Here is a 22,393-nt window from a genome sequence, read left to right as displayed (position 1 = left end):
CGGCTCAGTGTTCGTCTTCGAGTTCCATGGCCTGGCCGAAATAGAGAATGGTCAGTAGCGCGAAGATGAACGCCTGGATCAGCCCGACGAACAAGTCGAACATCTTCCAGATGGCGTTCGGTGCCCACAGGATGTAGGCCGGGAACAGCGCGATCACCGATATCATCACACCGCCGGCGAACATGTTGCCGAACAGTCGCAACGACAGCGAGATCGGCTTGGCCAGCTCCTCGATGATGTTGATCGGGGCGAGCCCGACCGCATGACCCTTGACCAACCGCTTGACGTGCTGGATCGGGCCACGCCGCCGAATACCGGCAGCCTGGTAGGCGATGAAGACGAACAAGGCCAGCGCATAGACGAAGTTGACGTCGGCCGCAGGAGGCTTGAGCAGCTCACTGGTACCGGTCTCGGTGCCGTACTGCACCGGGAGTACGGCGAGCCAGTTCGAGGCCAGAATGAATACGAACAGGGTGACCGCCAGCGGCAACACGAACGGCGCGATCCGCATACCGATCGCACTTTCGATCTGCGCCCGCATCTGGATGGTGATCGCCTCGAAAAAAAGCTGCACCCCACCGGGCACGCCGGTCGAGGTGACCTTCGCCCGGAGGAAGAATGCGAGGCCGATGACGATCGCGGCCGAGATCAACGTAGCGATGATCGTATCGCCGTTGAACGTCATTCCGGCGAAATGCCATATCGGCGCATGATGGCCGACCTCGATGCCGGATTCGGCCAGGACGCTGGTCTGTGCAAGTCGATCGCTCATGACTGCTCGCGAAGTCCTTTCAGTGCGGGCAGGGTGGTGTTGAGCACGAGAATCACCTGGAACAGTGCAAGACCGAAGAACACTCCGATCCCGTTCGGCTTCAACAGGAACGCCAGCGCGAGCGCGATCACCGTGACGATCGCGAGCCGCGCGGCCGAGGAGAGCGCCATCTTTCCCTTGCTCGGATGATCGGCCGAGGTGATGACGACGGCGGAATGCTGCATCAGCTTGGCGTTCCCCAAACCGAGCAGCAGTCCGAGGCAGATGAACACGCCCAACAGCAACCGGTCGAGCGCCCCGGTGGCGGCCAGCGCAAGGACACCGAAGACCGCGACCAAAATTGCCGGTAGTCGGAGACTGACCGACAGCGCGGGGACGACGAAGCCCTCGCTGCTATCCTGACCCGTCATCGGGTCGGCCGGCATCGTCATCGTCTGCCCCTACCTCAATCCTTCATAAATTTCCGGACCTGCGTGATCATCGACCACACCGCGCCGATCACGCCGAGTCCGAGCCCGACCATGATCAGCACCGGCGACGTGCCGAAAGCGCGATCGGCCGCCCAGCCGACCACAAGACCGAATACGACGAAGCCTACAATCCCGGCACCGAACCCGATCAACTGCCTCGGGCTCGGTGAGCCGCTCGAGCCCGGATTCGATGGCTCCTGTGGCAAACCGCTGGCCGGCCCCGGTGGGCTGCTCACTGCGGTTCCGATCACCGAAGGCGTCGGGACAGGACATCGCTCACAACAGCTCCTTGTCGGTCGTTACGTCGGACGTGCGATCCACGCAGGCCGAACCGGCCGGCACACGAGGTGCGAGGCAGCGAAACCGTATCACATCACCAACGTCGCACCAGCGCCCACGACGCAGTGTAGTAGAAGAGCCGGAAACGGACAAGCCGGTCCTCAACCAGGGCCGCTGCGTAAGGACGGGACCGCGGTGGCGACCAGCGCCGTAACCAGTCCGCCGGCCACCAGCAACACGACTACCCGAACATCGATCAACGACGTTGCGACGGCACCGAAGGCCAGCACGCCGACCCACAGATAGATCAGCAGCACCACCCGGCGCTGCGAGTGCCCGATCTCCAGCAGCCGGTGGTGCAGGTGCATCTTGTCCGGACTGAACGGGCTTACCCCGGCCCTGGTCCGCCGGATCACCGCCAGCAGCATGTCCAGCACCGGCACGAACATCACCGCACCGACCAGCAACAGCGGCGACAGCAAGCCGAGAATGTCGCGGGTACCGTACCCCTGCAAGGGAATCCGGCCGGACGCTCCGGTCGAGATCGCAGCCAGCATCAGCCCGATCAGCATCGATCCGGAGTCACCCATGAAAATCCGCGCGGGATGGAAGTTGTGCGGCAGGAAACCCAGGCAGGCGCCGGCCAACGCGGCGGCGAGCAGTGCCGGCGGATAGGTGTTCACGTCCCCGCCCTGTGCGTGCAGCAAGCCGAGCGAGAAGATGAAGATCGCCGACGCGGCGATCAAGCCCAGCCCGGCCGCGAGGCCGTCCAAGCCGTCGACGAAGTTCATCGCGTTCACCATCACGACGGTGACGGCGACGGTGACCAAGCCGGCCTGCAGCTGGTCGAGTACCACGGTGCTGCCACTGAACGGGTTGTACACCAGGAACCAGCTGACGCCCATAACGGCCAGGACCCCGGCCGCGGTCACCTGACCGACGAACTTGGTCAGCGCGTCGAGGCCCCACCGGTCATCGATCACACCGACCGCGACGATGATCAACCCGGCGAACAACGCGGCGGGCACGTCGGTGGTGTAGACGAAACCGCGCTGCAACGCCGGCAGCTGCTGCGCAAACAGCAGCGCGGCCACCATCCCGAGGAACATGCCCACCCCGCCCATCCGCGGAATCGGCCGGGTATGCACGTCGCGAGCGCGCGGAATCGCGACCGCACCGAAGGCGTTGGCCAGCGCCCGTACTCCCCCGGTCGCCAAGAAGGTGACGACCGCCGCGGTGAACAGGACCAGAAGCAACTCTCGGATCGGCACTCCCGCGCCGGCGCTCGGCTGGGCGAGCACGGTCACGCGGACAACTCCGCGGGATCGACACCGAGCACCTCGGCGACCTGCTCGGTCGCCACCGCGCCGACCCGCAACACCCGCGGCCGATCTCCGCTGAGGTCGACGATGGTCGATGCCACGGCGTGTATCGCCGGTCCGCCGTCGAGGTAGACGGCCGCCGACTCACCGAGCTGGGCACGCGCTTCCGCCACCGTGCGCGGCGGCGGATTGCCGGACACATTCGCACTGGATACCGCGAGCGGGCCGACTTCCCGGAGCAGCTCCAGGGCGACCGGATGCAGCGGCATCCGCACCATGACGGTGCCTCGGGTGTCGCCGAGATCCCAGGCCAACGACGGGGCCTGCGCGACGACGAGGCTCAACGCACCCGGCCAGAAGGCCCGGATCAATGCCCGGGCCTGCGGTCCTACCCCCGCCGCGAGCCCGTCGATGGTGTACCAGGAACCGACGAGGACCGGGACGGGCATGTCTCGGCCACGCCGCTTCGCCGCCAACAAAGCCGCGACTGCCGCCGGATCGAAGGCATCCGCGGCCAGGCCGTAGAGCGTGTCGGTCGGCAGGACGACGAGTCGACCCGACCGCAGCATGCCGCTCGCCGCGGCCAATCCGGCCGCCCGCGAATCCGGCTGCCGACAATCGTGGACCGTACTCACTCCTCCATCCTGTCAGCCCGTCGGGCGGTAACGAACCGCGGCCGTCCGGCCAGATCGGAGTGCGCGGTGATCTCGTCGAACATCCGAGTGGCGGTGAAGAGTTCGAGCACGGCCGGACGGCCCGCGTCGTCGTGCTCGACGGCGACCGCACCGCCCGGCCGCAGCCACCGGGTGACGTTGGCGATCAACGGCCGGATCACCGAGAGTCCGTCGGCGCCGGCGAAGACTGCGCCGGGCGGTTCGTAGCGCGCTACCTCGGGGTCGATCGGCACCCCGACCGGAACGTACGGCGGGTTGGCGACCACCAGGTCGACCTGCCCGGTCAGCTCGACCAACGCCCGGGGGTCGGTCACATCGACGCGACGTAGCTCAATCGGTCGGTCTCCGGCATCCGCTCGGACGATCGCATTGCGCCGGGCCCAGGCCAACGCCCGCGGATCGGCCTCGATCGCGTGCACTATCGCGTCCGGGCGATCGTGCGCCAGCGCCAGCGCCAGCGCACCCGACCCGGTACACAGATCCAGCAGTACCGGCTGCGCCGACCCGGCGGTCGGCAGCGCACCCAGCGCCCATTCCAGCAACGCCTCGGTCTCCGGGCGCGGCACGAAAACCCCCGGACCGACCTGGACTTCGATCGGACCGAAACCCGCGATGCCGGTCACGTAGTGCAGCGGGACTCGTTGCGCGCGCTGCTCGACCAGCGCGCGATAGTCGGCGAACAGCTCGTCGGGCGGCGCGTCCAGCAGGCCCAGCCGGGTACGCGGCACCCCGAGCAGATGCGCCGCGAGCAATTCGGCATCGGCACGCGGGGTCGGCACGCCGGCCGCCCGCAATCGTGTGGTGGCCGCCGCGAGCTCCGCCCGGATACTCACTCGGCGGCCAGCCGGGCTTGTTTGTCCGCGGTTGCCAGCGCGTCCAGCAACGCATCCAGCTCACCGCCCAACACGGCGTCGAGATTGTGCGCTTTGAAACCGATCCGGTGGTCGGTGATCCGGTTCTCCGGAAAGTTGTAGGTGCGAATGCGTTCGGACCGATCGACGGTTCTCACCTGGCTGGCGCGCCCGGCCGCGGCATCGGCCTCGGCCTGTTCGTCGGCGAGCGCCTGCAGTCTGGCGGCGAGCACCTGCATGGCCCGCGCCTTGTTCTGCAACTGGGACCGCTCGTTCTGGCAGGTCACCACGATCCCCGTCGGCAGGTGGGTGATCCGGACCGCCGAGTCGGTGGTGTTGACCCCCTGGCCGCCTTTACCGGACGACCGGTAGACGTCGATTCGGAGGTCGGTCTCGTCGATCTGGACAACCTCGGTGTCGTCCGGTTCGGGGTAGATCAGCACGCCGGCCGCAGACGTGTGCACCCGACCTTGAGACTCCGTCACCGGCACCCGCTGGACCCGGTGCACCCCCCCTTCGAACTTCAGCCGCGACCACACTCCGTCCCGGACCGCGTCCCGGCTCTTGATCGACAGGGTCGCGTCCTTGTAGCCACCGAGGTCGGACGGGGTGGCGTCGAGGATTTCGACCTTCCAGCCACGCCGTTCCGCATAGCGGACATACATCCGCACCAGGTCGGCGGCGAACAGCGCGGACTCTTCGCCGCCCTCCCCCGATTTGGCCTCGAGCACCACGTCTTCTCCGTCGTGCGGATCGCGCGGCGCGAGCAGGTCGGTCAGCGCGGCGTCCAGCTCGGCGACCTGACGTTCCAGCTCGACCACCTCGTCGGCGAAAGCCGGATCGTCGACGACAAGCTCCCGGGCGGCCGCCAGATCTTCCCGGGCGGATACCAACTTGCCGTACGTCGTCATCACCGGCGCAAGTTCGGCGAATCGTTTGCCGACCCGCCGGGCGGCTGCCGGATCCGCGTGCAGCGCCGGGTCGGCGAGTTGCCGTTCCAGCCCGGCGTGCTCGGCCAGCACGTCCTCGACGGCACCGCCGCGGAACTGCTCGTCCACCGTGCACACCTCTCTGGTTTCGTCTACGTCGGGTTTACGACGGTTCGGTGAAGCACACCGAACGCGCCGACGCCCGGCCCCTGAACAGGAACCGGGCGTCGGCGGAGCGGCTACTTGGCGTCGGACTTCTTCGCCGCACGCTTGCCGTATCGGGCCTCGAAGCGGGCGACCCGGCCGCCGGTATCCAAGATCTTCTGCTTGCCGGTGTAGAACGGATGGCACTGCGAACAGACCTCGACGGTGATTCGTCCGGAGGTCTTCGTGCTCCGCGTCTCGAACGTGTTGCCGCACCCGCACACGACCGTGGTCGGCACGTATTCGGGATGGATTCCTGCCTTCATGGTGTCCTCTCTTCATGGTCGCCGGGTCGCCATTGCGCGGATCGATACCTACCCAGGTAGTCGCCGCGGACCGGGCGTGAACCGGAACCGGACTAGGCCGATCAGTATGCCAGAGCAGCTGACCACCTCGAAATCGTCGATTCGGCCACCACCATGGCGACCGGTACAACCCCGGCCCGACGCGCATTGTTCCCCGCAACCAGCGGCCGGGAAACGACCGCCACCGGGTCAGTCGTCGGCGCCGCCGGGTGCGTTCTTCGATACCTGCATCAAGAACTCGATGTTGTTGCGACTCTTCTTCAGCCGGTCGATCAACAAATCGATCGCCTGATGCGAATCCAGTCCGGCGAGCACCCGGCGCAGTTTGTGCACCACCGCCATCTCATCCGGCGACATGAGCAGTTCGTCGTGCCGGGTGCTGGACGGATTGACATCCACCGCCGGGAACACCCGCCGTTCGGAGATCTTGCGATCGAGCTTGAGCTCGGCGTTGCCGGTCCCCTTGAACTCTTCGAAGATCACGGTGTCGCCGGTGGACCCGGTCTCCACCATCGCGGTGGCGATGATGGTCAGCGAGCCACCGTTCTCGATGTTGCGAGCGGCGCCGAGGAACCGTTTGGGCGGATACAGCGCGGTCGAGTCGACACCACCGGACAAAATCCGTCCGGACGCCGGCGACGAATTGTTGTATGCCCGACCCAGCCGGGTGATCGAGTCCAGCAGAACCACCACGTCCTTGCCCATCTCGACCAGTCGCTTGGCCCGCTCGATCGCCAACTCGGCAACCGAGGTGTGATCGGACGGCGGTCGGTCGAAGGTGGAGGCGATCACTTCACCGCGCACGGAGCGCTGCATGTCGGTGACCTCTTCGGGACGTTCGTCCACCAGCACCACCATCAGGTAGCACTCCGGGTTGTTCGTGGCGATCGCGTTCGCGATGTCCTGCAGGATCGTCGTCTTACCCGCCTTCGGCGGTGAAACGATCAGCGCCCGCTGGCCCTTGCCGATCGGCATGATCAGGTCGATCACCCGAGTGGTCAGCTTGTTCTGCGTGGTCTCCAGACGCAGCCGCTGGTTCGGGTAGAGCGGGGTGAGCTTGCCGAAATCGGGGCGTCGCTTGGCGGCCTCGACGTCACCACCGTTCACCGTGTCGAGCCGGACCAGCGGATCGAACTTCTGCCGCTGGTTGCCCTGTTCCTTCTCCCGCGGCGCCCGGACCGCGCCGGTGATCGCATCGCCACGACGCAACCCGTTCTTGCGGACCAGGTTCATCGAGACATAGACATCGTTCGGCCCGGCCAGATAGCCCGACGTACGAACGAACGCGTAATTGTCCAGCACATCGAGAATTCCGGCCACCGGCTGCAGAACGTCGTCGTCGCGGATCTCCGGCTCTGCGGTGGATCCGACCAGCTCTCCACCGCGGTCACGCCCGCGCCGACGCTCGCGGAACCGACGGCCCCGCCGGCCCCGCCCCCCTTCGTCGTCGTCGTCGGAGTTGCGCTCGGCATTGTTCCCGCGCTCGGCACTATTGCCGCGCTCGGCATTGTTCCCGCGCTCGGCGTTGTTGCGGTTGCTGTTCCGGTTCCCGCCCCCGTTACCGGAGGTCGCGTTGTTGCCCTGACCACCGGCCGGACCGGCGGCCCCAGCTTGATTAGCTGCGCTGTTCTGGTTGCGCTCGCGCCGCCGCCCGCCGGCCTGGCCGTCGGTCGCTGGTTCGTTGTCCGCCGACTCCGCCGACTCGGCGCCTGCCGGGGTCTCGGCCGAGCGGCGCGCCTGCCGAGCGCTGCCGCCATCCCGTTCGGCTCGCCGAGGTGCCCGCTCCGTCCGGGGCGGGGCCTCGTCGAGCGCAAGCTGGTCGGCCGGGGCGGCCGAAACGTTCGACTCCGGCGCAGGCGCCGCCTTCGACTCCGGCGCAGGCGCCGCCTTCGACTCCGCGTCGGATACCGGCACCGCCTCCGACGCAGGCTCCGGCGCGGACTCGACCGCGGGCGCAGGCTCCGCTGCTGGTGCGGCGGGAGCCTTGGTACCCGCACGGTTCTGCGTGATCGCGGTGATCAGCGCGCCCTTGCGCATACCCGACGTGCCCCGGATGCCCAGTTCGGTCGCGATGACACGGAGTTGCGGCAGCAGCATTCCGGCGAGATCGCCGGCGAGCGCAGGCGCGGACGTTGCCGACTCGGGTTTGCGCCCGGCTGCCCGCTGCTCCTCGGCCGCGGCGCTCGCGGTGTTCACGGGGCTCGCAGTGTCCACGGCGCCGGATTCGGCGGAACCTGCCGGAGTCACGAGTAGGTCCGTATCGGTCACGGATGTCCTTTCTCTCCCTCGCTCGCGGTGCGCGGAAACGAGGGCTTCGTCCCGTCGCCCAGCTCATGGCGCCGGGCTCGGTTGGTGCCGTACGTGCGCGTCACGCAGTGCCGATCACCCGTCACGATCTTTCCGGGAAAGCGATATCGACTCGGCGTCTCGGGCCTGTCGGCTTTTGAAAACCCCCGGTAAATCTGGAGTGATTGCCCTTGTGAAGGTACCGGCGGCGGATGCGCACGATGTACGGACGTTGCCAGAATAACCGGCACGAGATAGGTCGGCAAGCACCGGCACCGGCGGGTCCCCCAGTGTCGGCGGCGTGTCGCATTCGCCCGACCGGGTGATGACACTTACTCGACGGTGACCCCACCACACAACGGGAGGTCGAGCACCTGCAATCCGGCTGCCTGTGCCTGCTCGCGTAAGTAGGTCGGCAGCTCGTCGAGCGTCAACGCCAGCACCGCCGGACCGGCACCGGACACGGTCGCCGCGATGCCTGCCGCGCGGAGCCGACCCACCCACTCGGTGGTGACCGGGATCGCGGCCGCGCGCTGCGGCTGATGCAGCCGGTCCTCGGTCGCCGGGATCAACAGATCCGGACGGTGGGTGACCGCGACCACCGCCAACGCCGCACGGCTGACGTTGAACACCGCGTCCGCGTGCGGTACCAGGTCGGGCAACAACATGCGGGTGTGCGACGTGGACGATCGATGCGGCGGCACCAGCGCGGTCGCGCGCAACGCCGGATGCGGGTCCAGTCGGACCGCTCGGTATCGAGGTCCGCCCCGGTCCGGGTCAGGCTCGGTCCACGACACCACGACGCCGCCGAGGATACTCGCCGACGAGTTGTCGGGGTGACCCTCGAACTCACCTGCCAGCTGGATCAGCCGATCCGTCGTCAGCGCCGACCCCGGATCGAGCTTGGCGGCCAGCCCGCTGGCGGCGACGAGCCCGCCGACCGCCGCCGACGCGGACGATCCCAGTCCCCGAGAATGCGGAATACAGTTGCGGCACAATACGTCCAGGCCGTCTACGGCAACGCCGGCGGCACGCAGACCGCGCTGCACCGCGCGCACCACAAGATGCCCGTCGCCGAGCGGGACTTCGCCCGCGCCCTCGCCGACGACCCGCACCGTCAGGCCGGCGGACGTCACCGTGACCGTGATCTCGTCGTACAGCCCCAACGCAATCCCGAAGGTGTCGAAACCTGCACCCAGGTTCGCGCTCGACGCGGGCACCCGGGCGGTCACGGTGGTGCCGACCGGGAGGGTCCGCGTCATCGGCGGCGGCTCAATCGAGGCCGAGCGCACCGGCAACCGCCACCGGATCGACCGGCAACGGCTCGACCTCCGGCATCCCGGACAACGCCGTGTCCGGATCCTTGAGCCCGTTTCCGGTGACGGTGCAGACCACCGTCGATCCGGGCTCGATCCAGCCCTCGGTACACGCGGCGAGCATTCCGGCCACACTTGCCGCCGAGGCGGGCTCGACGAACACTCCCTCGGTACCGGCGATCAGCCGGTACGCGGCGAGGATCTCCGCGTCGGTGGCCGCGCGAAACGCCCCGCCGGACTCCTCCTTGGCCGCGACTGCGCCGTTCCAGGATGCCGGCGCACCGATCCGGATCGCGGTCGCGATCGTCTCCGGATCCGACACCGGCGCACCGTGAACCAGCGGGGCCGCACCGGCCGCCTGAACCCCGAGCATCCGCGGCCGACCGCCGGTGAGCCCGTCGGCGAAGTATTCGCTGTAACCGCGCCAGTACGCGGTGATGTTGCCCGCGTTGCCAACTGGTAATGCGTGCACGTCGGGCGCCCGGCCGAGCACATCGCAGATCTCGAACGCCGCCGTCTTCTGTCCCTCGATCCGGGCCGGATTCACCGAATTCACCAGACCCACCTCGGGATACTGCGCAGTGGTCTTGCGGGCCAGCTCCAGGCAATCGTCGAAGTTTCCGGTGATCTGGATGATCCGCGCACCGTGCATCACGGCTTGCGCCAACTTGCCCATCGCGATCTTGCCCTGCGGAATCAATACCGCACAGGTCATCCCGGCACGCGTCGCGTACGCCGCCGCCGACGCCGAGGTGTTACCGGTGGAGGCGCAGAGCACCGCGCGCTGTCCGCGGGCAAGCGAGTCGGTGATCGCCATCGTCATCCCCCGGTCCTTGAACGAACCGGTCGGATTGAGGCCCTCGACCTTGAGATACACCTCGCACCCGGTGAGCTCACCGAGGTGACGGGCCGGAATCAGCGGCGTCCCACCCTCGAACAGGGTCACCGGCGTCCAATCTGGGCCGACGGCCAGTCGATCCCGATATGCCGCGATCAGCCCGGGCCAGCCGACCTGCGTCGTTCCCGAAGCCACTATTCCTCGGTACCTTCCAGTCGGAGCACACTTCGCACGATGACGTCGAAGCCCTGCTCGTTCAGCGCTTGCACGGTGTCCGCCAGTGCCGATTCGGGTGCCCGATGGGTGACCACCACCAGCCGGGCCCGCTTGCCGGTCCCTTCCTGCCGTACCGCAGAGATGCTGACATCCCGCTTGGCGAACTCGTTGGCCACCCCGGCCAATACCCCCGGACGATCGTCGACCTGCAGGTTCATGTGATAACGGACCAGCGTGTCGCCGATCGGCGCAATCGGCAACTGTGCATAGGCCGACTCACCCGGCCCGCGCCCCTCGTAAACCTTGTTCCGCGCAGCCATCACCAGGTCACCGAGCACTGCCGACGCGGTGGGCGCACCGCCGGCACCCTGCCCGTAGAACATCAGCCGGCCGGCCGCCTCGGCCTCGACGACGACCGCGTTGAACGCTCCGCTCACCGCCGCCAACGGGTGCTTACGCGGAATCAGCGCCGGATAGACCCGCACCGAGATGCGCTCGTTGCCACTCGCGGGATCGACCAGGCGCTCACACATGGCGAGCAACTTCACCGTGCAGTCGAACGCGGCTGCGGTCTCGAAATCCTCTGCGCTGACCCCCGTGATGCCCTCCCGATAGACGTCGGCGGCGGTCACCCGGGTATGGAACGCCAGCGAGGCCAAGATCGCCGCCTTCGCCGCCGCGTCGTAGCCCTCCACGTCGGCGGTTGGGTCGGCCTCGGCGTAACCGAGCTGCTGCGCCTGCGACAACGCAACCTGGTAGTCGGCGTCGGTCTCCTCCATCGCCGAGAGGATGAAGTTGGTGGTGCCGTTGACGATCCCGACCACCCGGTTCACCCGGTCGCCGGCGAGGCTCTGCATCAGCGGCCGGATCACCGGGATCGCGCCGGCCACAGATGCTTCGAAATACAGGTCGGCGCGGTTGCGTTCGGCCGCTTCGGCCAGCTCGCCGGTGTAGTCGGCGAGCAGCGCCTTGTTTGCGGTCACCACCGACTTACCGGCGTTCAGCGCGGACAGAATCAGGGCGCGCGGCGGCTCGATCCCGCCGATGACCTCCACCACGATGTCCACGTCGTCCCGAACCACCAGGGCGGCCGCATCGGTGGTCAGCAGATCGGCTGCAATACCCCGCTCCACACCGGTCCGGCGCACCGCCACACCACGCAGCACCACCGGCGCACCGACCCGAGCGTGCAGCTCGTCGGCATGCTCGAGCAGGATCCGCACCACCTCGGATCCGACATTGCCCAGGCCGAGAACCGCCACGCCGATCGGCCGGTTGGTACCGAAACTACTGTTGGCCATCTCGTCTCATTCCTCTACTTCCAGGCCGAGCAGGTCGGCCATGGTTTCCCGGCGGAGGAGCGCCCGCGCCACGCCGTCGCGTACCGCCACGACTGCGGGTCGGGGCAACATGTTGTACCGACTCGACATCGAATAGCAATAGGCGCCGGTCGCGGCGACTGCAATCAGGTCACCGGGTCCTACATCGTCGGGCATCCACTGATCCCGGACGACCACATCGCCGCTCTCGCAGTGCTTGCCGACGATCCGGGCAACCACATCCGGGGCGGTGCTGATCCGCGAGACCAGCCGACATTCGTAATCCGCCTGGTACAGCGCGGTCCGGATATTGTCGCTCATTCCGCCGTCGACACTGATGTATCGGCGCCGGGCATTCGCACCCAGCTGCACGTCCTTCACCGTGCCGACCTCGTACAACGTCACGGTACCCGGCCCGGCGATCGCGCGCCCCGGCTCCACCGCCAGTTCCGGGGTGGGCAGGCCGACGGCAGCCGATTCGGCGGCGACGATCACCGCCAGCTTCGCGGCCAGCTCGTTCAGCGGCGGCGGGTCGTCGTCCGGCACATACGAGATACCGAGACCACCGCCGAGATCGACGATCGCCATCTGTGACGTCTTCGGCACCCCGAAGTCCGCCACCACTGCGCGGAGCAGACCGATCACCCGGTGGGCGGCGAGCTCGAACCCGGCCACATCGAAGATCTGCGAGCCGATGTGGCTGTGCAGGCCGACCAGCCGCAGGTTGTCGGTCGCGAACACGCGGGTGATCGCGGCCATCGCGTCACCACCGGCAATGGAGAAGCCGAACTTCTGGTCCTCGTGCGCGGTCGCGATGAACTCGTGGGTGTGCGCCTCCACCCCGACCGTCACCCGGACCAACACGTCCTGCACCACGCCGACCGCACCGGCGATCCGATCCAGCCGCTCGATCTCGATCATCGAGTCGAGCACCACATGGCCGACCCCGGCGCGCACCGCGGCGTCGAGTTCCGGGACCGATTTGTTGTTGCCGTGCACCGCGATCCGCTCGGCCGGAAAGCCCGCATGCAGCGCGGTAGCCAGCTCACCGGCGGAACATACGTCCAACGACAGGCCTTCTTCGGCAACCCAACGCGCCACCGCTGAGCACAGAAATGCCTTGGAGGCGTAGTGCACCCGTGCCGGATCGCCGAACGCGCGGGCCATATCTCTACAGCGAGAACGGAAGTCGTCCTCGTCGACGACGAACAGCGGGGTACCGAACTCGGCGGCGAGTTCGCTGACCGGAACTCCGGCCAGCCGGACCACCCCGTCGCTGCCGCGGGCCGCATTCCGCGGCCAGACGTGCGCCGGCAACGTCGACGAAGCGCCCGGTGCGGGACGCTCGGCCAAGCCCGGAGCATGCGGTAGTTCGGCGTGCCGGGGGCCGGCCGGATGCGCGCTCACATCCGCTCCGGCGCCGACACACCCAGCAAACCCAGCCCGTTCGAGATCACCTGACGGGTCGCCCGGCACAGTGCCAATCGCGCGGTATGCACCGGGGCCGGTTGTTCGTCACCCTGCGGTAGCACCCGATCCGCCGAATAGAACCGGTGGTACGCGCCGGCCAGCTCCTCCAGGTACCGCGCGATCCGATGTGGCTCACGCAGATCCGCCGCGCTCGCGACGACCCGGGGATACTCGCCGAGCGTCCGGATCAGTTCGCCGGCCTGCTCACCGGTGAGCAGGCCGAGATCGGCACCGTCGGTCGGTACGCCGAGTTCGGCGGCATTGCGCGCGATCGAACAGAGCCGCGCGTGCGCGTACTGCACGTAGTAGACCGGGTTGTCGTTGCTCCGACTCGCCCAGAGCGTCAGATCGATATCGATGGAGCTGTGCACCGACGAGCGCACCAACGCATACCGGGCCGCGTCGACCCCGATCGCCTCGACCAGGTCGTCCAGGGTGACCACCGTGCCGGCCCGCTTGCTCATCTTCACCGCGACTCCCCCGCGGACCAGATTCACCATCTGCCCGATCAGCACCTCGACGCCGTCCGGTCCGTCGCCCACCGTTGCCGCGATCGTCTTGAGGCGCCCGATATAGCCATGGTGGTCGGCACCGAGCATGTAGATGCAGAGGTCGGCGCCGCGCTCCCGTTTGTCCGCGAAGTAGGCGATGTCGCCCGCGACGTAGGCCGGCGTGCCGTCACTCTTGATCACCACCCGGTCCTGATCATCGCCGTAATCGGTGGTCCGCAGCCACCAGGCGCCGTCACGCTGGTAGAGCAGCCCGTCGTCGCGCAACGTCGTGGTCGCCCGGTCGACCGCGCCCGAGGAAAACAACGAACTTTCGTTGAAATAGACGTCGAAGTCGATCCCGAAATCATGCAACGACTGCTTGATCTGGGCGAACATGAGCTCGACGCCCTCGGCCCGGAAGATCTCCCGACGTTGTTCGGCAGGCGCATCGAGCGCATCCGGCCGACGATCGACGATCGCGGCGGCGATGTCGTCGATATAGGCGCCGGCATAACCGTTCTCCGGCGTCGGCCGACCGGTGGCGGCGGCCACCAGCGAGTCCGCGAAGCGATCGACCTGCGCACCGTGGTCGTTGAAGTAGTACTCCCGGGTCACCGCGGCGCCCTGGGCGGTCAGCACCCGACCGAGCGCGTCACCGACCGCGGCCCACCGAGTCCCGCCCAGATGGATCGGGCCGGTCGGGTTGGCCGAGACGAACTCCAAGTTGATCGAACGGCCGGACAGGCTGTCGGCGGTGCCGTAACCCGCCCCGGCAGCCAGCACCTGCGCGACGATCGCCCCCTGCGCCGAGGCGGCAAGCCGCACGTTGAGGAAGCCGGGGCCGGCGATCTCGACATCGGCGATGCCGTCGGCAGCCCGCAGACCCTCGGCAATCCAGCTCGCCAGGTCCCGCGGCGCGACGCCCACGCGCTTGGCCATCTGCATCGCGACGTTGGCCGAATAGTCTCCGTGCGCCGGGTTGCGGGGTCGCTCCACCGGTAGCTTGTCCGGGAGAGCGGTTACCTCGAGGCCGCGCTCGGCCAGCACCTTCGCCGCCACGGTACGCAGCAGGTCGGCAAGATCGGCGGGGGTCACGATCGACCATCCTATGGGCTGGCCGCCGGAGCACCGTCGTAGGTGTACCACGACCGGACGCCGACACTCAGGATCGATCCGTAGAGTGGGTCGCTGATCAGGACGGCGCTGCCCACAACCGTGACGCCCGATACAGCAGTCAAACCGCGAAGAAGGTGCAGACGAGCGATGCCCACCGAATCGGACACTCCGCGCAACAGTACGAGCGCGAAGTCCGCGAAGGCGATCAAGGCGGCTTCCAAAGGCAAGAAGAAGCGATCTTCCGACGGTGGCGGGCTACCCACCCGGCGCGCCATTCCCTGGGTGACCATCGGCGCAGTCCTGGTGATCCTGGCCTTCATCGGTGCGCTTGCCTACAACCTCGTCCCGAAGTACGAGGACAAAGCGGAAGCCGACCGGTTCACCCCGAGCGAGAGCAACCAGGACCCGTCGTCGGCCATCGACGGGGTCGTGAAGATCGACTATCCGGCCGGCCTGCACGTCAAACCGGATCAGCGGGTCGCTTACGACCACAGCCCACCGTTCGGCGGGCCGCACGACGGCGTCTGGGCATCCTGCATGGGCAACGTCTACCCCAAGCCGGTACGCACCGAGAACATGGTGCACGCGCTCGAGCACGGCGCCGTGTGGGTCGCCTACAACCCGGACAAGCTGGACGCTGCCGGGATCGATGCGCTGAAGGATCGGGTGGACGGCCAGCAGTACATGCTGATGTCGCCGTACCCGGGCCTGGACCGCCCGATCGCGCTGCAATCGTGGGGGCACCAGCTCGAGGTGGACGACCCGACGGACCCGCGAATCAAGCAGTTCATCGTCGCTCTGCGCCAGAACAAGTACACCTACCCGGAGGTCGGCGCCAGCTGTTCGACCATTCCCGGCTCATTCGATCCGGACAATCCGCCGGCGTTCGACCCGAACCCGCCCGGCCCGGACGCGGTCCCGATGGACGGCAAGGGGCTGACCCCGGATAGCTCCGAAATTGCCGGCGGCGGTATGGCCGGCATCCCGGGTCTGCCGGGCGGTCTCGGCGAACTGCCCGGCGGCGCGCCCGCCGCGCCCGTGCAGCCGGCGCCCGAGTCGCCCGCTCCCGCCGCTCCGACGGCTCCGGCCGGCAATGGCTGAGCTGCGTAGTCAGCGCACCCCGCTGCTGGTTCTCGGGCTGATCGCGGCGATCGCCGTCGGCTTCGCGATCGGTGTCCTGGCCCGGCTACCACTCGCCGACCGGGACGATGCACCGGCCGCCGACTCCGTGGATGTCGGCTTCGCCCAGGACATGTCGACCCATCACAACCAGGCGATCGACATGGCTGCGGTGGCGTTGACCGAGTCGACCGATCAGCCGATCAAGAACCTTGCGTTCGACATCCTGACCACCCAGCAGAATCAGGTCGGACAGATGCAAGGCTGGCTGGCCCTGTGGAACCGGCCACCGACGGCGACCGACGGCTACATGACCTGGATGGACCACGACAGCTCGGACCAGCACATGCACGACGCGGACTCGACCACCGGCGCCGACGCCGCGGCCCCACTGATGCCCGGTATGGCAACCACTGCCGACATGTCCGCGCTGCGCCAGGCCCGCGGTCCGGCTCTGGACACGTTGTTCCTCCAACTGATGCTCCGCCATCACCAAGGCGGACTACCGATGGCCGAGTATGCCCAGCAATACGCCGACCAGACCGTGGTCCGCGACCTGGCCGGCTCGATGGTGCGGACCCAGCAAAGCGAGGCCGAGCTGATGACCAAGATGCTCATTGCCCAAGGCGCGCAACCGCTGCCGATGAACTGATACGCGCGCCGGGCCGGGCGACTTGGGCCGCACGCCCGCCGTGCGCTAGGCTGACAACCGCCCCGAGCCCCCGTAGCTCAGGGGATAGAGCGTCTGCCTCCGGAGCAGAAGGCCGCAGGTTCGAATCCTGCCGGGGGCACTCAGAAACAAGCCTATTGACCAGGCCGTATAAGCATTGGTGCATGAATCACACAGCGTCGGCTTGGCCGTCGATGACATACGATGACATAACTCGCCCCAAACTCACTGCCGCGTCGAGCAGCGAATCGGCCTGACCCAACCACCGGGCAATCGTGGCGAGTGGGACACCTCGTAGGTGCATGGCAGTACCGCAGGAATGTCGCGCATCGTGCAGCCGGATCGGTCTGATTCCAGCCCGGATTGCGAGCTTCTCCCCATCCGACTAATCGCGTCGGGAGTGTAGGGCTCGCCGAGCTGGCCGACCTGCAGACCACCGTGGACGACCTCACCGGCAGAGGGAGGTATCACCGTGCGATTCGCGAAGGAGTGCCTGAGCTTCACCGCCGACACCTCCGCCCCTCTGCGCCATGCTCATGCTCTCGGTGATGGGCGTCGTCGCCAACTTCGAGCGTTTCCTGATCCTGAAACGCCAACCGGGAAGGCATCGCAATCGCTAAAGCCGCCGGGAAGTACAAAGGCAGGAAACCGGCGCTCAGCCCGGCACAAGCCGCCGAGGTGATCGAACGCCTGGGAGCCGATGAATCCGCTACCGCACTCGCCCGCGAATACAGCGTCAGCCGGGCAACCATCTATACCGTCCCGGGGCCGCAGCAACGGCTGATTGCGTACGAGTGCCGGTCAGTCGAACTTGCCGACCGGAATCATTTCCTGGCAGGGCGTCCCATCAAACGCCATCTCCCGCCGGGCGCGATCCCCCATCACCAGCCGATCCGGCGACGGCCATTGCATCGCATTCCGCCCTGAACCAGGACCAGAACACGATCAACGCCGCGAGCACGACAAGACCGCTCATGGCGGACTCGAAGCCGATCGGCTTGACGATCAATGCGCTTGCGCCTGCGACGAGCAGCGAGACCAACTGACTGACGCTCATCCCAGACCGCCAGAATCGGACCAGCATCGCAGCGACTACCTGCAAGAAGGGCGGTCTGGGATGACCAGGAAGAATGGACACGGGCAATCGCCTCTCGTTGGCTGGACCTGGGTCGAACCCGGCGGTACCTTCGCTGTGCATCGCCAAATGCAGCGGAGGCCCTCGTGCCAGGTTCTGGAAATGATTCCAGTCCTCAACCGGGGGCCTTCGTCATTCCGAGCAAAACACTACGGCGCGGTGAGCCAAGAACCGACCGACAAACTCGCTCGGCAGACGAGCGCACCAGCGGCCCGGGCCCCAACTGAGAGAAGCGTCATAAATCCAGCGTGTGAGTGTTGATATTCCACCGGCGATACGCCGTTGACCAGGCGTTTTTACCGTGTCATGTTGCTACGTCGTCGCTACTTCGTCGCTACGTCTGCACCACCTCGACGCCTGCCCGGAAACGCCAACGCCATACATGACGCGAATGACTGTGATACTTGACACGCCTCTATGGTATGTGCCAGATTGCCGATCCCTGGTCACTCGATACTTCGGATCCGAACGGAGTCATGAGATGTCTGGATGACACAGCGGTGACACAACTCGGTGCGATGTGGGGCGAACGAGCCCGTGCTTTGCGCAACGAAACCCGTTGATAGTCATGGGTCCTACCGGCTCGGCGATCCTGGCCGGGGCCTTCACCCCGGATGGCGTCCGCCCATCCGCGCCCGATCAAACCGTCAGCCGCAGCAGACAGCATTGTCCGAGTTGGTGTCGCCGCGCGGCTTGCTGGCACCGAACGTCTCGGCATCGGCGAGCTTGGTGTAGACCTCCCACTTCTCGTCGTCGGGGCCGGTCACCCACACCTTGTCCTGAGTCGCGAAGCAACAGGTGGTGTTCATCTCCTCCTCGGTGAACAGCCCAGCGCCTGCAAGGCGGGCGATCTCCGCGTGCACGGTTTCGGTCGCTTCCACTTCGACACCGAGGTGGTTGATAGAGCCGCCCTTTCCAGGGTTCTCGATCAGCACCAGCTCGAGCGGCGGCTCGGCTACGGCGAAGTTCGCATAGCCGGGCTTGACCTTGGCAGGCTCGGTGCCGAACAGCGTCGAGTAGAACGTGATCGACGAGTCGAGGTCATCAACGTCGAGGGCGAGGTGGACGCGTGACATGGGCATCTCCTAGGTGTAAGACATAAACCGAATTGGTGGCCGGTCCTGGTCTACCGCACCTCTTTGACTTATGTCAATAGGGTCGCCATGATGGACGGCGTGCCCAAGACGCTGCCAACCATCGACATGTCCGAGCCCGTGTGCTGCGCGCCGGTCGCCGCCGAGCCTGCCGACGAGGCAGCGGCGCTCGCCGTGGCGATGCGACTCAAGGCGCTGGCCGACCCGGTGCGGGTCAAGCTGATGTCGCTGCTGTTCACCGCCGAAAGACCAGGTACGACCGGCTCACTCGCAACGGCGGTCGGGCTGTCGGAATCGACGGTGAGCCACCACCTCGGACAACTCCGCACTGCCGGCTTCATCGCGTCCGAGCGCCAGGGGATGAGCGTTCACCACACAGCCCGGCATGACGCTCTGACGGCGCTATGCCGGGTGCTCGATCCCAGCTGCTGCACCGGACACCGGATGGGGAATTCTCAATAAGGTACCGACGCTGTGTTGCCGAAGCACGGGGCGCCCCAAAGACCGCGTTGCGCGGCGATCGCTTCCTTCTCGGCAGCGGCGATTGCCCGGTACTCGGCGACCCGCTTCCGCTGGTATGTATAGGATTTCGCGGCGCCGGCACGCGCCGCTTCGACCGAGTAATTCCAGCCGTCGGCCTTCGTGAGGTATGCGAGGGTCCGCCCGAACCGGTCGTGCGGGTCCTGGGTCGGGTCCGTGATCAGCGCAACGCGCTGCCCGGTCAAGTTGGTTTCGGCGAATTGCGCGGCTTCATCGCCCCAGCAGCCGTCGGTGTAGCCGGGCTTCTCGGTCTCTGCTGTGTCGATGCCCAGCAGGCGCACACGAAGCCGCCCTCGAACGTCGTCGACGATGTCTACGGTGTCGCCGTCGACCACTCGGAGGACTGTGGCGGTGACCGGTAGCGGGTCGGCTGTGGCGACCGGCTCCGTCGGCGCGATCAGCGATACGAACACCGGCACCGATACCGCTACCAGGCGGGCGAGATTCTTCACGCCGTCAGTCTGGCGTACTGGTCCGGCACATGGTGCATCCCGGGAAATCGGATCGTCCCGAGTACCTCTCACCCAGGCGCAATTTCGCGATCGAACTCGGCTCCTCGCACGGACTGCCGCCGGATACGTCGGGGCCGCGAGGTGCCGCGTTGCCGGTGTGGCAACCGGCAACGAGGCACCCGTCGGTCAGCGCAGCGCGGCTGCTGCCTCGACCATGTTGCGCAGCGACTCGATGACCTCGTCGGTCGCCCGGGTCTTGAGCCCGCAGTCGGGGTTCACCCACAGCCGATCCGCCGGCACCGCCGCCAGCGCGGCCCGCAACGACGCCACGATCTCGTCCACGCTCGGCACCCGCGGCGAGTGGATGTCGTAGACACCCGGACCTACGCCGAGATGGAAGCCCACTGCGTTGAGATCGTCGAGCACCTCCATGTGCGAGCGGGCGGCCTCGATCGAGGTGACATCCGCGTCCAGCCCGGCGATCGCACCGATGACTTCGCCGAACTCGGAATAACACAGGTGCGTGTGGATCTGCGTGCTGTCCGACACCCCGGAAGTCGCCAGCCGGAACGCACCGACCGACCACTCCAGATAGGCCGGCTTGTCGGCATCGCGCAGCGGCAGCAATTCACGCAGCGCCGGCTCGTCGACCTGAATGATCCGGATTCCGGCGCGCTGCAGATCGACGGTCTCGTCGCGAATGGCCAGGCCCACCTGGCGTGCGGTGTCGCCCAACGGCTGATCGTCGCGCACGAACGACCAAGCCAGGATGGTAACCGGTCCGGTCAGCATTCCCTTGACGGGCTTGTCCGTCAGCGACTGCGCATAGCTGATCCAGTCGACGGTCATCGGGTGCGGGCGAGCGACGTCGCCGAACAGGATCGGCGGGCGAACGCAACGGGTGCCGTAGGACTGGACCCAGCCGTGCTGGGTGGCCAGGAACCCGTCGAGCTGCTCGGCGAAGTACTGCACCATGTCGTTGCGCTCCGGCTCGCCGTGCACCAGGACGTCCAGTCCGAGCCCCTCCTGCAGCTCGATCACGTCCGCGATCTCCGCGCGCATCCGCCGCTGGTACTCGGCTCGGTCGATTGCGCCCTTCCGCAACTCGGCCCGGGCCACCCGGATCTGCGTGGTCTGCGGGTAGGAACCGATCGTCGTCGTCGGCAGTGTCGGCAGCCCCAGGCCCGCCTGTTGCAGCGACCGTCGCTCGTCGGCGGGCGCCCGCCGATCCGCCCCGGGCGCCAACGCCTCGAGCCGGGCCCGGACGGTGCCGTTGCGTAGCCGGCTGTCGTTGTGCCGCGCCTGCCGGGCGGCACGGGCGGCCGCGATGTCCGTCGCGACCGCGTCCGTACCGGTGTGCAGGGCCGTCGCCAGCGTTGTGACCTCGGTGATCTTCTCCGCACCGAAAGCCAGCCACGATCGCAGGGCCGGTTCGATATCGGGTTCCGCATCGAGGGTGTACGGCACGTGCAACAGCGAGCAGGACGTCGCGACGGCGACCGATCGGCTGCTCCCCAACAGCGTGGACGCCGTCGCCAAGGCCTGGTCCAGGTCGGTGCGCCAGATATTGCGGCCGTCCACGACGCCGGCGACCACCAGCTTCCCGGTCAAGGCCGGTAGCGCCGCGACATCATCGACCGTCGTCCCCGCGACGAAGTCCAATGCGACGCCCTCGACGTCGGTCGCGGCGAGTTCGGCGAGCGCGGGGCCCGGGCTGCCGAAATACGTCGCGACGAGGATCGCCGGTCGCTCGGCGACGGCGGTGAACCGCTGATAGACCGAGCGGACCGAGGCGAGGTCGGACTCGGACAGGTCGGTCACCAGGACCGGTTCGTCGATCTGGACCCACTCGGCACCCACACGGGCCAGCACTGTCAGCAGTTGCTCGTACAGCGGCAACAGGTCGTCCAAGCGGGCCATCGGGTCACTGTCTCCGGTCCCCTTGGCGAGCTTCAGGAAGGTGATCGGGCCGATCACCACCGGCCGCGCCGGGATACCGAGTTCGGCAGCCTCACGCAGTTCGGCCACCAGTTTCGTCTCGTCCAGCCGGAACGCCGTCTGCGCCGAGATCTCCGGGACCAGGTAGTGATAGTTGGTATCGAACCACTTGGTCATCTCCAGCGGCTCCACCTCGGCGTTGCCACGCGCCGCGGCGAAATAGCGCTGCAGTTCGTCGATGATGCCGGCGACCCGGTCCGGCAGTGCGCCGAGCAGCACCGCGGTATCGAGCATCTGGTCGTAGTAGGAGAACGTGCCCACCGGCACGGAATCCAGCCCGGCGGTCTTGGCCGCGGTCAGCTGGGCGATGCGCAGGTCGCGGGCGGTGTTCTGCAGCGCCACTGGGTCGATCCGGCCGGCCCAGTAGCCCTCGATGGCACGTTTGAGCTCGCGGTTCGGGCCGATGCGGGGAAACCCCAGCACGGTTGCGGTGAAGGTGTTCGGCGTGTCAGCCATGGTGAACTCCGTCGGGTTCGCGGTGGGGCCGCCGCCCGTGGGGTTTCGCACGCCGAATGAGCCGACAGCCG

22 protein-coding genes and 1 tRNA gene are annotated in these 22,393 nt (G+C 67.3%); 5 read left to right on the top strand and 18 right to left on the bottom strand.

Annotated elements, in window-relative coordinates; all coding sequences use genetic code 11:
* Nucleotides 1–4 precede the first annotated feature (4 nt).
* From atpB to argS, 14 genes are all read right to left on the bottom strand, one after another.
* Nucleotides 5–772: a F0F1 ATP synthase subunit A gene (gene atpB, locus KV203_RS05010; protein WP_066468355.1), complete on the bottom strand. Its 768-nt coding sequence runs from the start codon at nt 770–772 to the stop codon at nt 5–7.
* Nucleotides 769–1,197 (bottom strand): hypothetical protein, encoded by a 429-nt coding sequence (locus tag KV203_RS05005; protein WP_246600593.1) that lies wholly within the window; start codon nt 1,195–1,197, stop codon nt 769–771. The genes atpB and KV203_RS05005 overlap by 4 nt, the downstream gene beginning before the upstream one ends.
* A 20-nt stretch (nt 1,198–1,217) precedes the next feature.
* On the bottom strand, nt 1,218–1,478 hold the full coding sequence (locus KV203_RS05000; protein ID WP_218821015.1) for an AtpZ/AtpI family protein: 261 nt from the start codon (nt 1,476–1,478) through the stop codon (nt 1,218–1,220).
* Between the two features lie 204 nt (nt 1,479–1,682).
* A complete protein-coding gene (locus KV203_RS04995; protein WP_066468357.1) occupies nt 1,683–2,828 on the bottom strand; it encodes a glycosyltransferase family 4 protein in 1,146 nt (381 codons plus the stop codon).
* Nucleotides 2,825–3,478 carry an L-threonylcarbamoyladenylate synthase gene (locus tag KV203_RS04990; RefSeq protein ID WP_066468359.1) on the bottom strand — a complete coding sequence of 218 codons (654 nt, stop codon included), beginning with the start codon at nt 3,476–3,478 and terminating at the stop codon, nt 2,825–2,827. Before KV203_RS04990 ends, KV203_RS04995 begins: the two co-directional genes overlap by 4 nt.
* The gene (gene prmC, locus KV203_RS04985; RefSeq protein ID WP_066468361.1) at nt 3,475–4,350 is read right to left on the bottom strand and encodes a peptide chain release factor N(5)-glutamine methyltransferase; all 876 of its coding nucleotides are present in this window, start codon (nt 4,348–4,350) and stop codon (nt 3,475–3,477) included. The genes KV203_RS04990 and prmC overlap by 4 nt, the downstream gene beginning before the upstream one ends.
* Nucleotides 4,347–5,426 (bottom strand): peptide chain release factor 1, encoded by a 1,080-nt coding sequence (gene prfA, locus KV203_RS04980; RefSeq protein WP_066468743.1) that lies wholly within the window; start codon nt 5,424–5,426, stop codon nt 4,347–4,349. The genes prmC and prfA overlap by 4 nt, the downstream gene beginning before the upstream one ends.
* A 110-nt stretch (nt 5,427–5,536) precedes the next feature.
* On the bottom strand, nt 5,537–5,767 hold the full coding sequence (gene rpmE, locus KV203_RS04975) for a 50S ribosomal protein L31 (RefSeq protein ID WP_066468363.1): 231 nt from the start codon (nt 5,765–5,767) through the stop codon (nt 5,537–5,539).
* A gap of 228 nt (nt 5,768–5,995) precedes the next feature.
* Nucleotides 5,996–8,074: a transcription termination factor Rho gene (gene rho, locus KV203_RS04970; protein WP_066468365.1), complete on the bottom strand. Its 2,079-nt coding sequence runs from the start codon at nt 8,072–8,074 to the stop codon at nt 5,996–5,998.
* A 350-nt stretch (nt 8,075–8,424) separates the two neighbouring features.
* Nucleotides 8,425–9,354, bottom strand: a complete 930-nt coding sequence (thrB, locus tag KV203_RS04965) for a homoserine kinase (RefSeq protein WP_066468745.1) — start codon at nt 9,352–9,354, stop codon at nt 8,425–8,427.
* Nucleotides 9,355–9,364: 10 nt separating this feature from the next.
* Entirely contained in the window at nt 9,365–10,441 is a 1,077-nt protein-coding gene (thrC, locus tag KV203_RS04960; RefSeq protein WP_246600582.1) for a threonine synthase, read from the bottom strand.
* Entirely contained in the window at nt 10,441–11,763 is a 1,323-nt protein-coding gene (locus tag KV203_RS04955) for a homoserine dehydrogenase (RefSeq protein ID WP_066468369.1), read from the bottom strand. Before KV203_RS04955 ends, thrC begins: the two co-directional genes overlap by 1 nt.
* Before the next feature lie 6 nt (nt 11,764–11,769).
* Nucleotides 11,770–13,188 carry a diaminopimelate decarboxylase gene (gene lysA, locus KV203_RS04950; RefSeq protein ID WP_066468371.1) on the bottom strand — a complete coding sequence of 473 codons (1,419 nt, stop codon included), beginning with the start codon at nt 13,186–13,188 and terminating at the stop codon, nt 11,770–11,772.
* Nucleotides 13,185–14,837, bottom strand: coding sequence for an arginine--tRNA ligase (argS, locus tag KV203_RS04945; RefSeq protein WP_066468372.1), 1,653 nt, complete (start codon nt 14,835–14,837; stop codon nt 13,185–13,187). Before argS ends, lysA begins: the two co-directional genes overlap by 4 nt.
* A gap of 168 nt (nt 14,838–15,005) precedes the next feature.
* Between argS and KV203_RS04940 the strand changes: the two genes are divergently transcribed.
* The 4 genes from KV203_RS04940 to KV203_RS20060 all read left to right on the top strand — a co-directional run bounded on the left by KV203_RS04940 (nt 15,006) and on the right by KV203_RS20060 (nt 17,574).
* On the top strand, nt 15,006–15,959 hold the full coding sequence (locus tag KV203_RS04940) for a thioredoxin-like domain-containing protein (protein WP_066468374.1): 954 nt from the start codon (nt 15,006–15,008) through the stop codon (nt 15,957–15,959).
* Nucleotides 15,952–16,629 carry a DUF305 domain-containing protein gene (locus KV203_RS04935; protein ID WP_066468376.1) on the top strand — a complete coding sequence of 226 codons (678 nt, stop codon included), beginning with the start codon at nt 15,952–15,954 and terminating at the stop codon, nt 16,627–16,629. Before KV203_RS04940 ends, KV203_RS04935 begins: the two co-directional genes overlap by 8 nt.
* Before the next feature lie 66 nt (nt 16,630–16,695).
* Nucleotides 16,696–16,768, top strand: a tRNA-Arg gene (locus KV203_RS04930).
* A 557-nt stretch (nt 16,769–17,325) separates the two neighbouring features.
* Complete coding sequence (locus tag KV203_RS20060) at nt 17,326–17,574, top strand: helix-turn-helix domain-containing protein (RefSeq protein WP_306303587.1); 249 nt, start codon at nt 17,326–17,328, stop codon at nt 17,572–17,574.
* On the opposite strand, the gene KV203_RS04920 is transcribed toward KV203_RS20060, so the two are convergent.
* Complete coding sequence (locus KV203_RS04920; RefSeq protein ID WP_066468379.1) at nt 17,495–17,704, bottom strand: hypothetical protein; 210 nt, start codon at nt 17,702–17,704, stop codon at nt 17,495–17,497. The two genes, KV203_RS20060 and KV203_RS04920, sit on opposite strands and share 80 nt — an antisense overlap.
* Before the next feature lie 725 nt (nt 17,705–18,429).
* Nucleotides 18,430–18,858 (bottom strand): ArsI/CadI family heavy metal resistance metalloenzyme, encoded by a 429-nt coding sequence (locus tag KV203_RS04915; RefSeq protein ID WP_066468381.1) that lies wholly within the window; start codon nt 18,856–18,858, stop codon nt 18,430–18,432.
* Between the two features lie 99 nt (nt 18,859–18,957).
* On the opposite strand from KV203_RS04915, the gene KV203_RS04910 reads away from it, so the two are divergent.
* Nucleotides 18,958–19,338, top strand: a complete 381-nt coding sequence (locus tag KV203_RS04910) for an Rv2640c family ArsR-like transcriptional regulator (protein ID WP_066468746.1) — start codon at nt 18,958–18,960, stop codon at nt 19,336–19,338.
* Here KV203_RS04910 and KV203_RS04905 read toward each other — a convergent pair.
* Together KV203_RS04905 and metE are read right to left on the bottom strand one after the other, a co-directional pair.
* On the bottom strand, nt 19,332–19,835 hold the full coding sequence (locus KV203_RS04905) for a thermonuclease family protein (protein WP_083529919.1): 504 nt from the start codon (nt 19,833–19,835) through the stop codon (nt 19,332–19,334). The two genes, KV203_RS04910 and KV203_RS04905, sit on opposite strands and share 7 nt — an antisense overlap.
* A gap of 219 nt (nt 19,836–20,054) precedes the next feature.
* Nucleotides 20,055–22,322 carry a 5-methyltetrahydropteroyltriglutamate--homocysteine S-methyltransferase gene (gene metE / locus KV203_RS04900; RefSeq protein ID WP_066468750.1) on the bottom strand — a complete coding sequence of 756 codons (2,268 nt, stop codon included), beginning with the start codon at nt 22,320–22,322 and terminating at the stop codon, nt 20,055–20,057.
* Nucleotides 22,323–22,393: the final 71 nt, after the last annotated feature.

Source organism: Skermania piniformis (genome assembly GCF_019285775.1).
GTDB lineage: Bacteria > Actinomycetota > Actinomycetes > Mycobacteriales > Mycobacteriaceae > Skermania > Skermania pinensis.
This window is presented reverse-complemented; position numbering and strand designations above follow the sequence as displayed.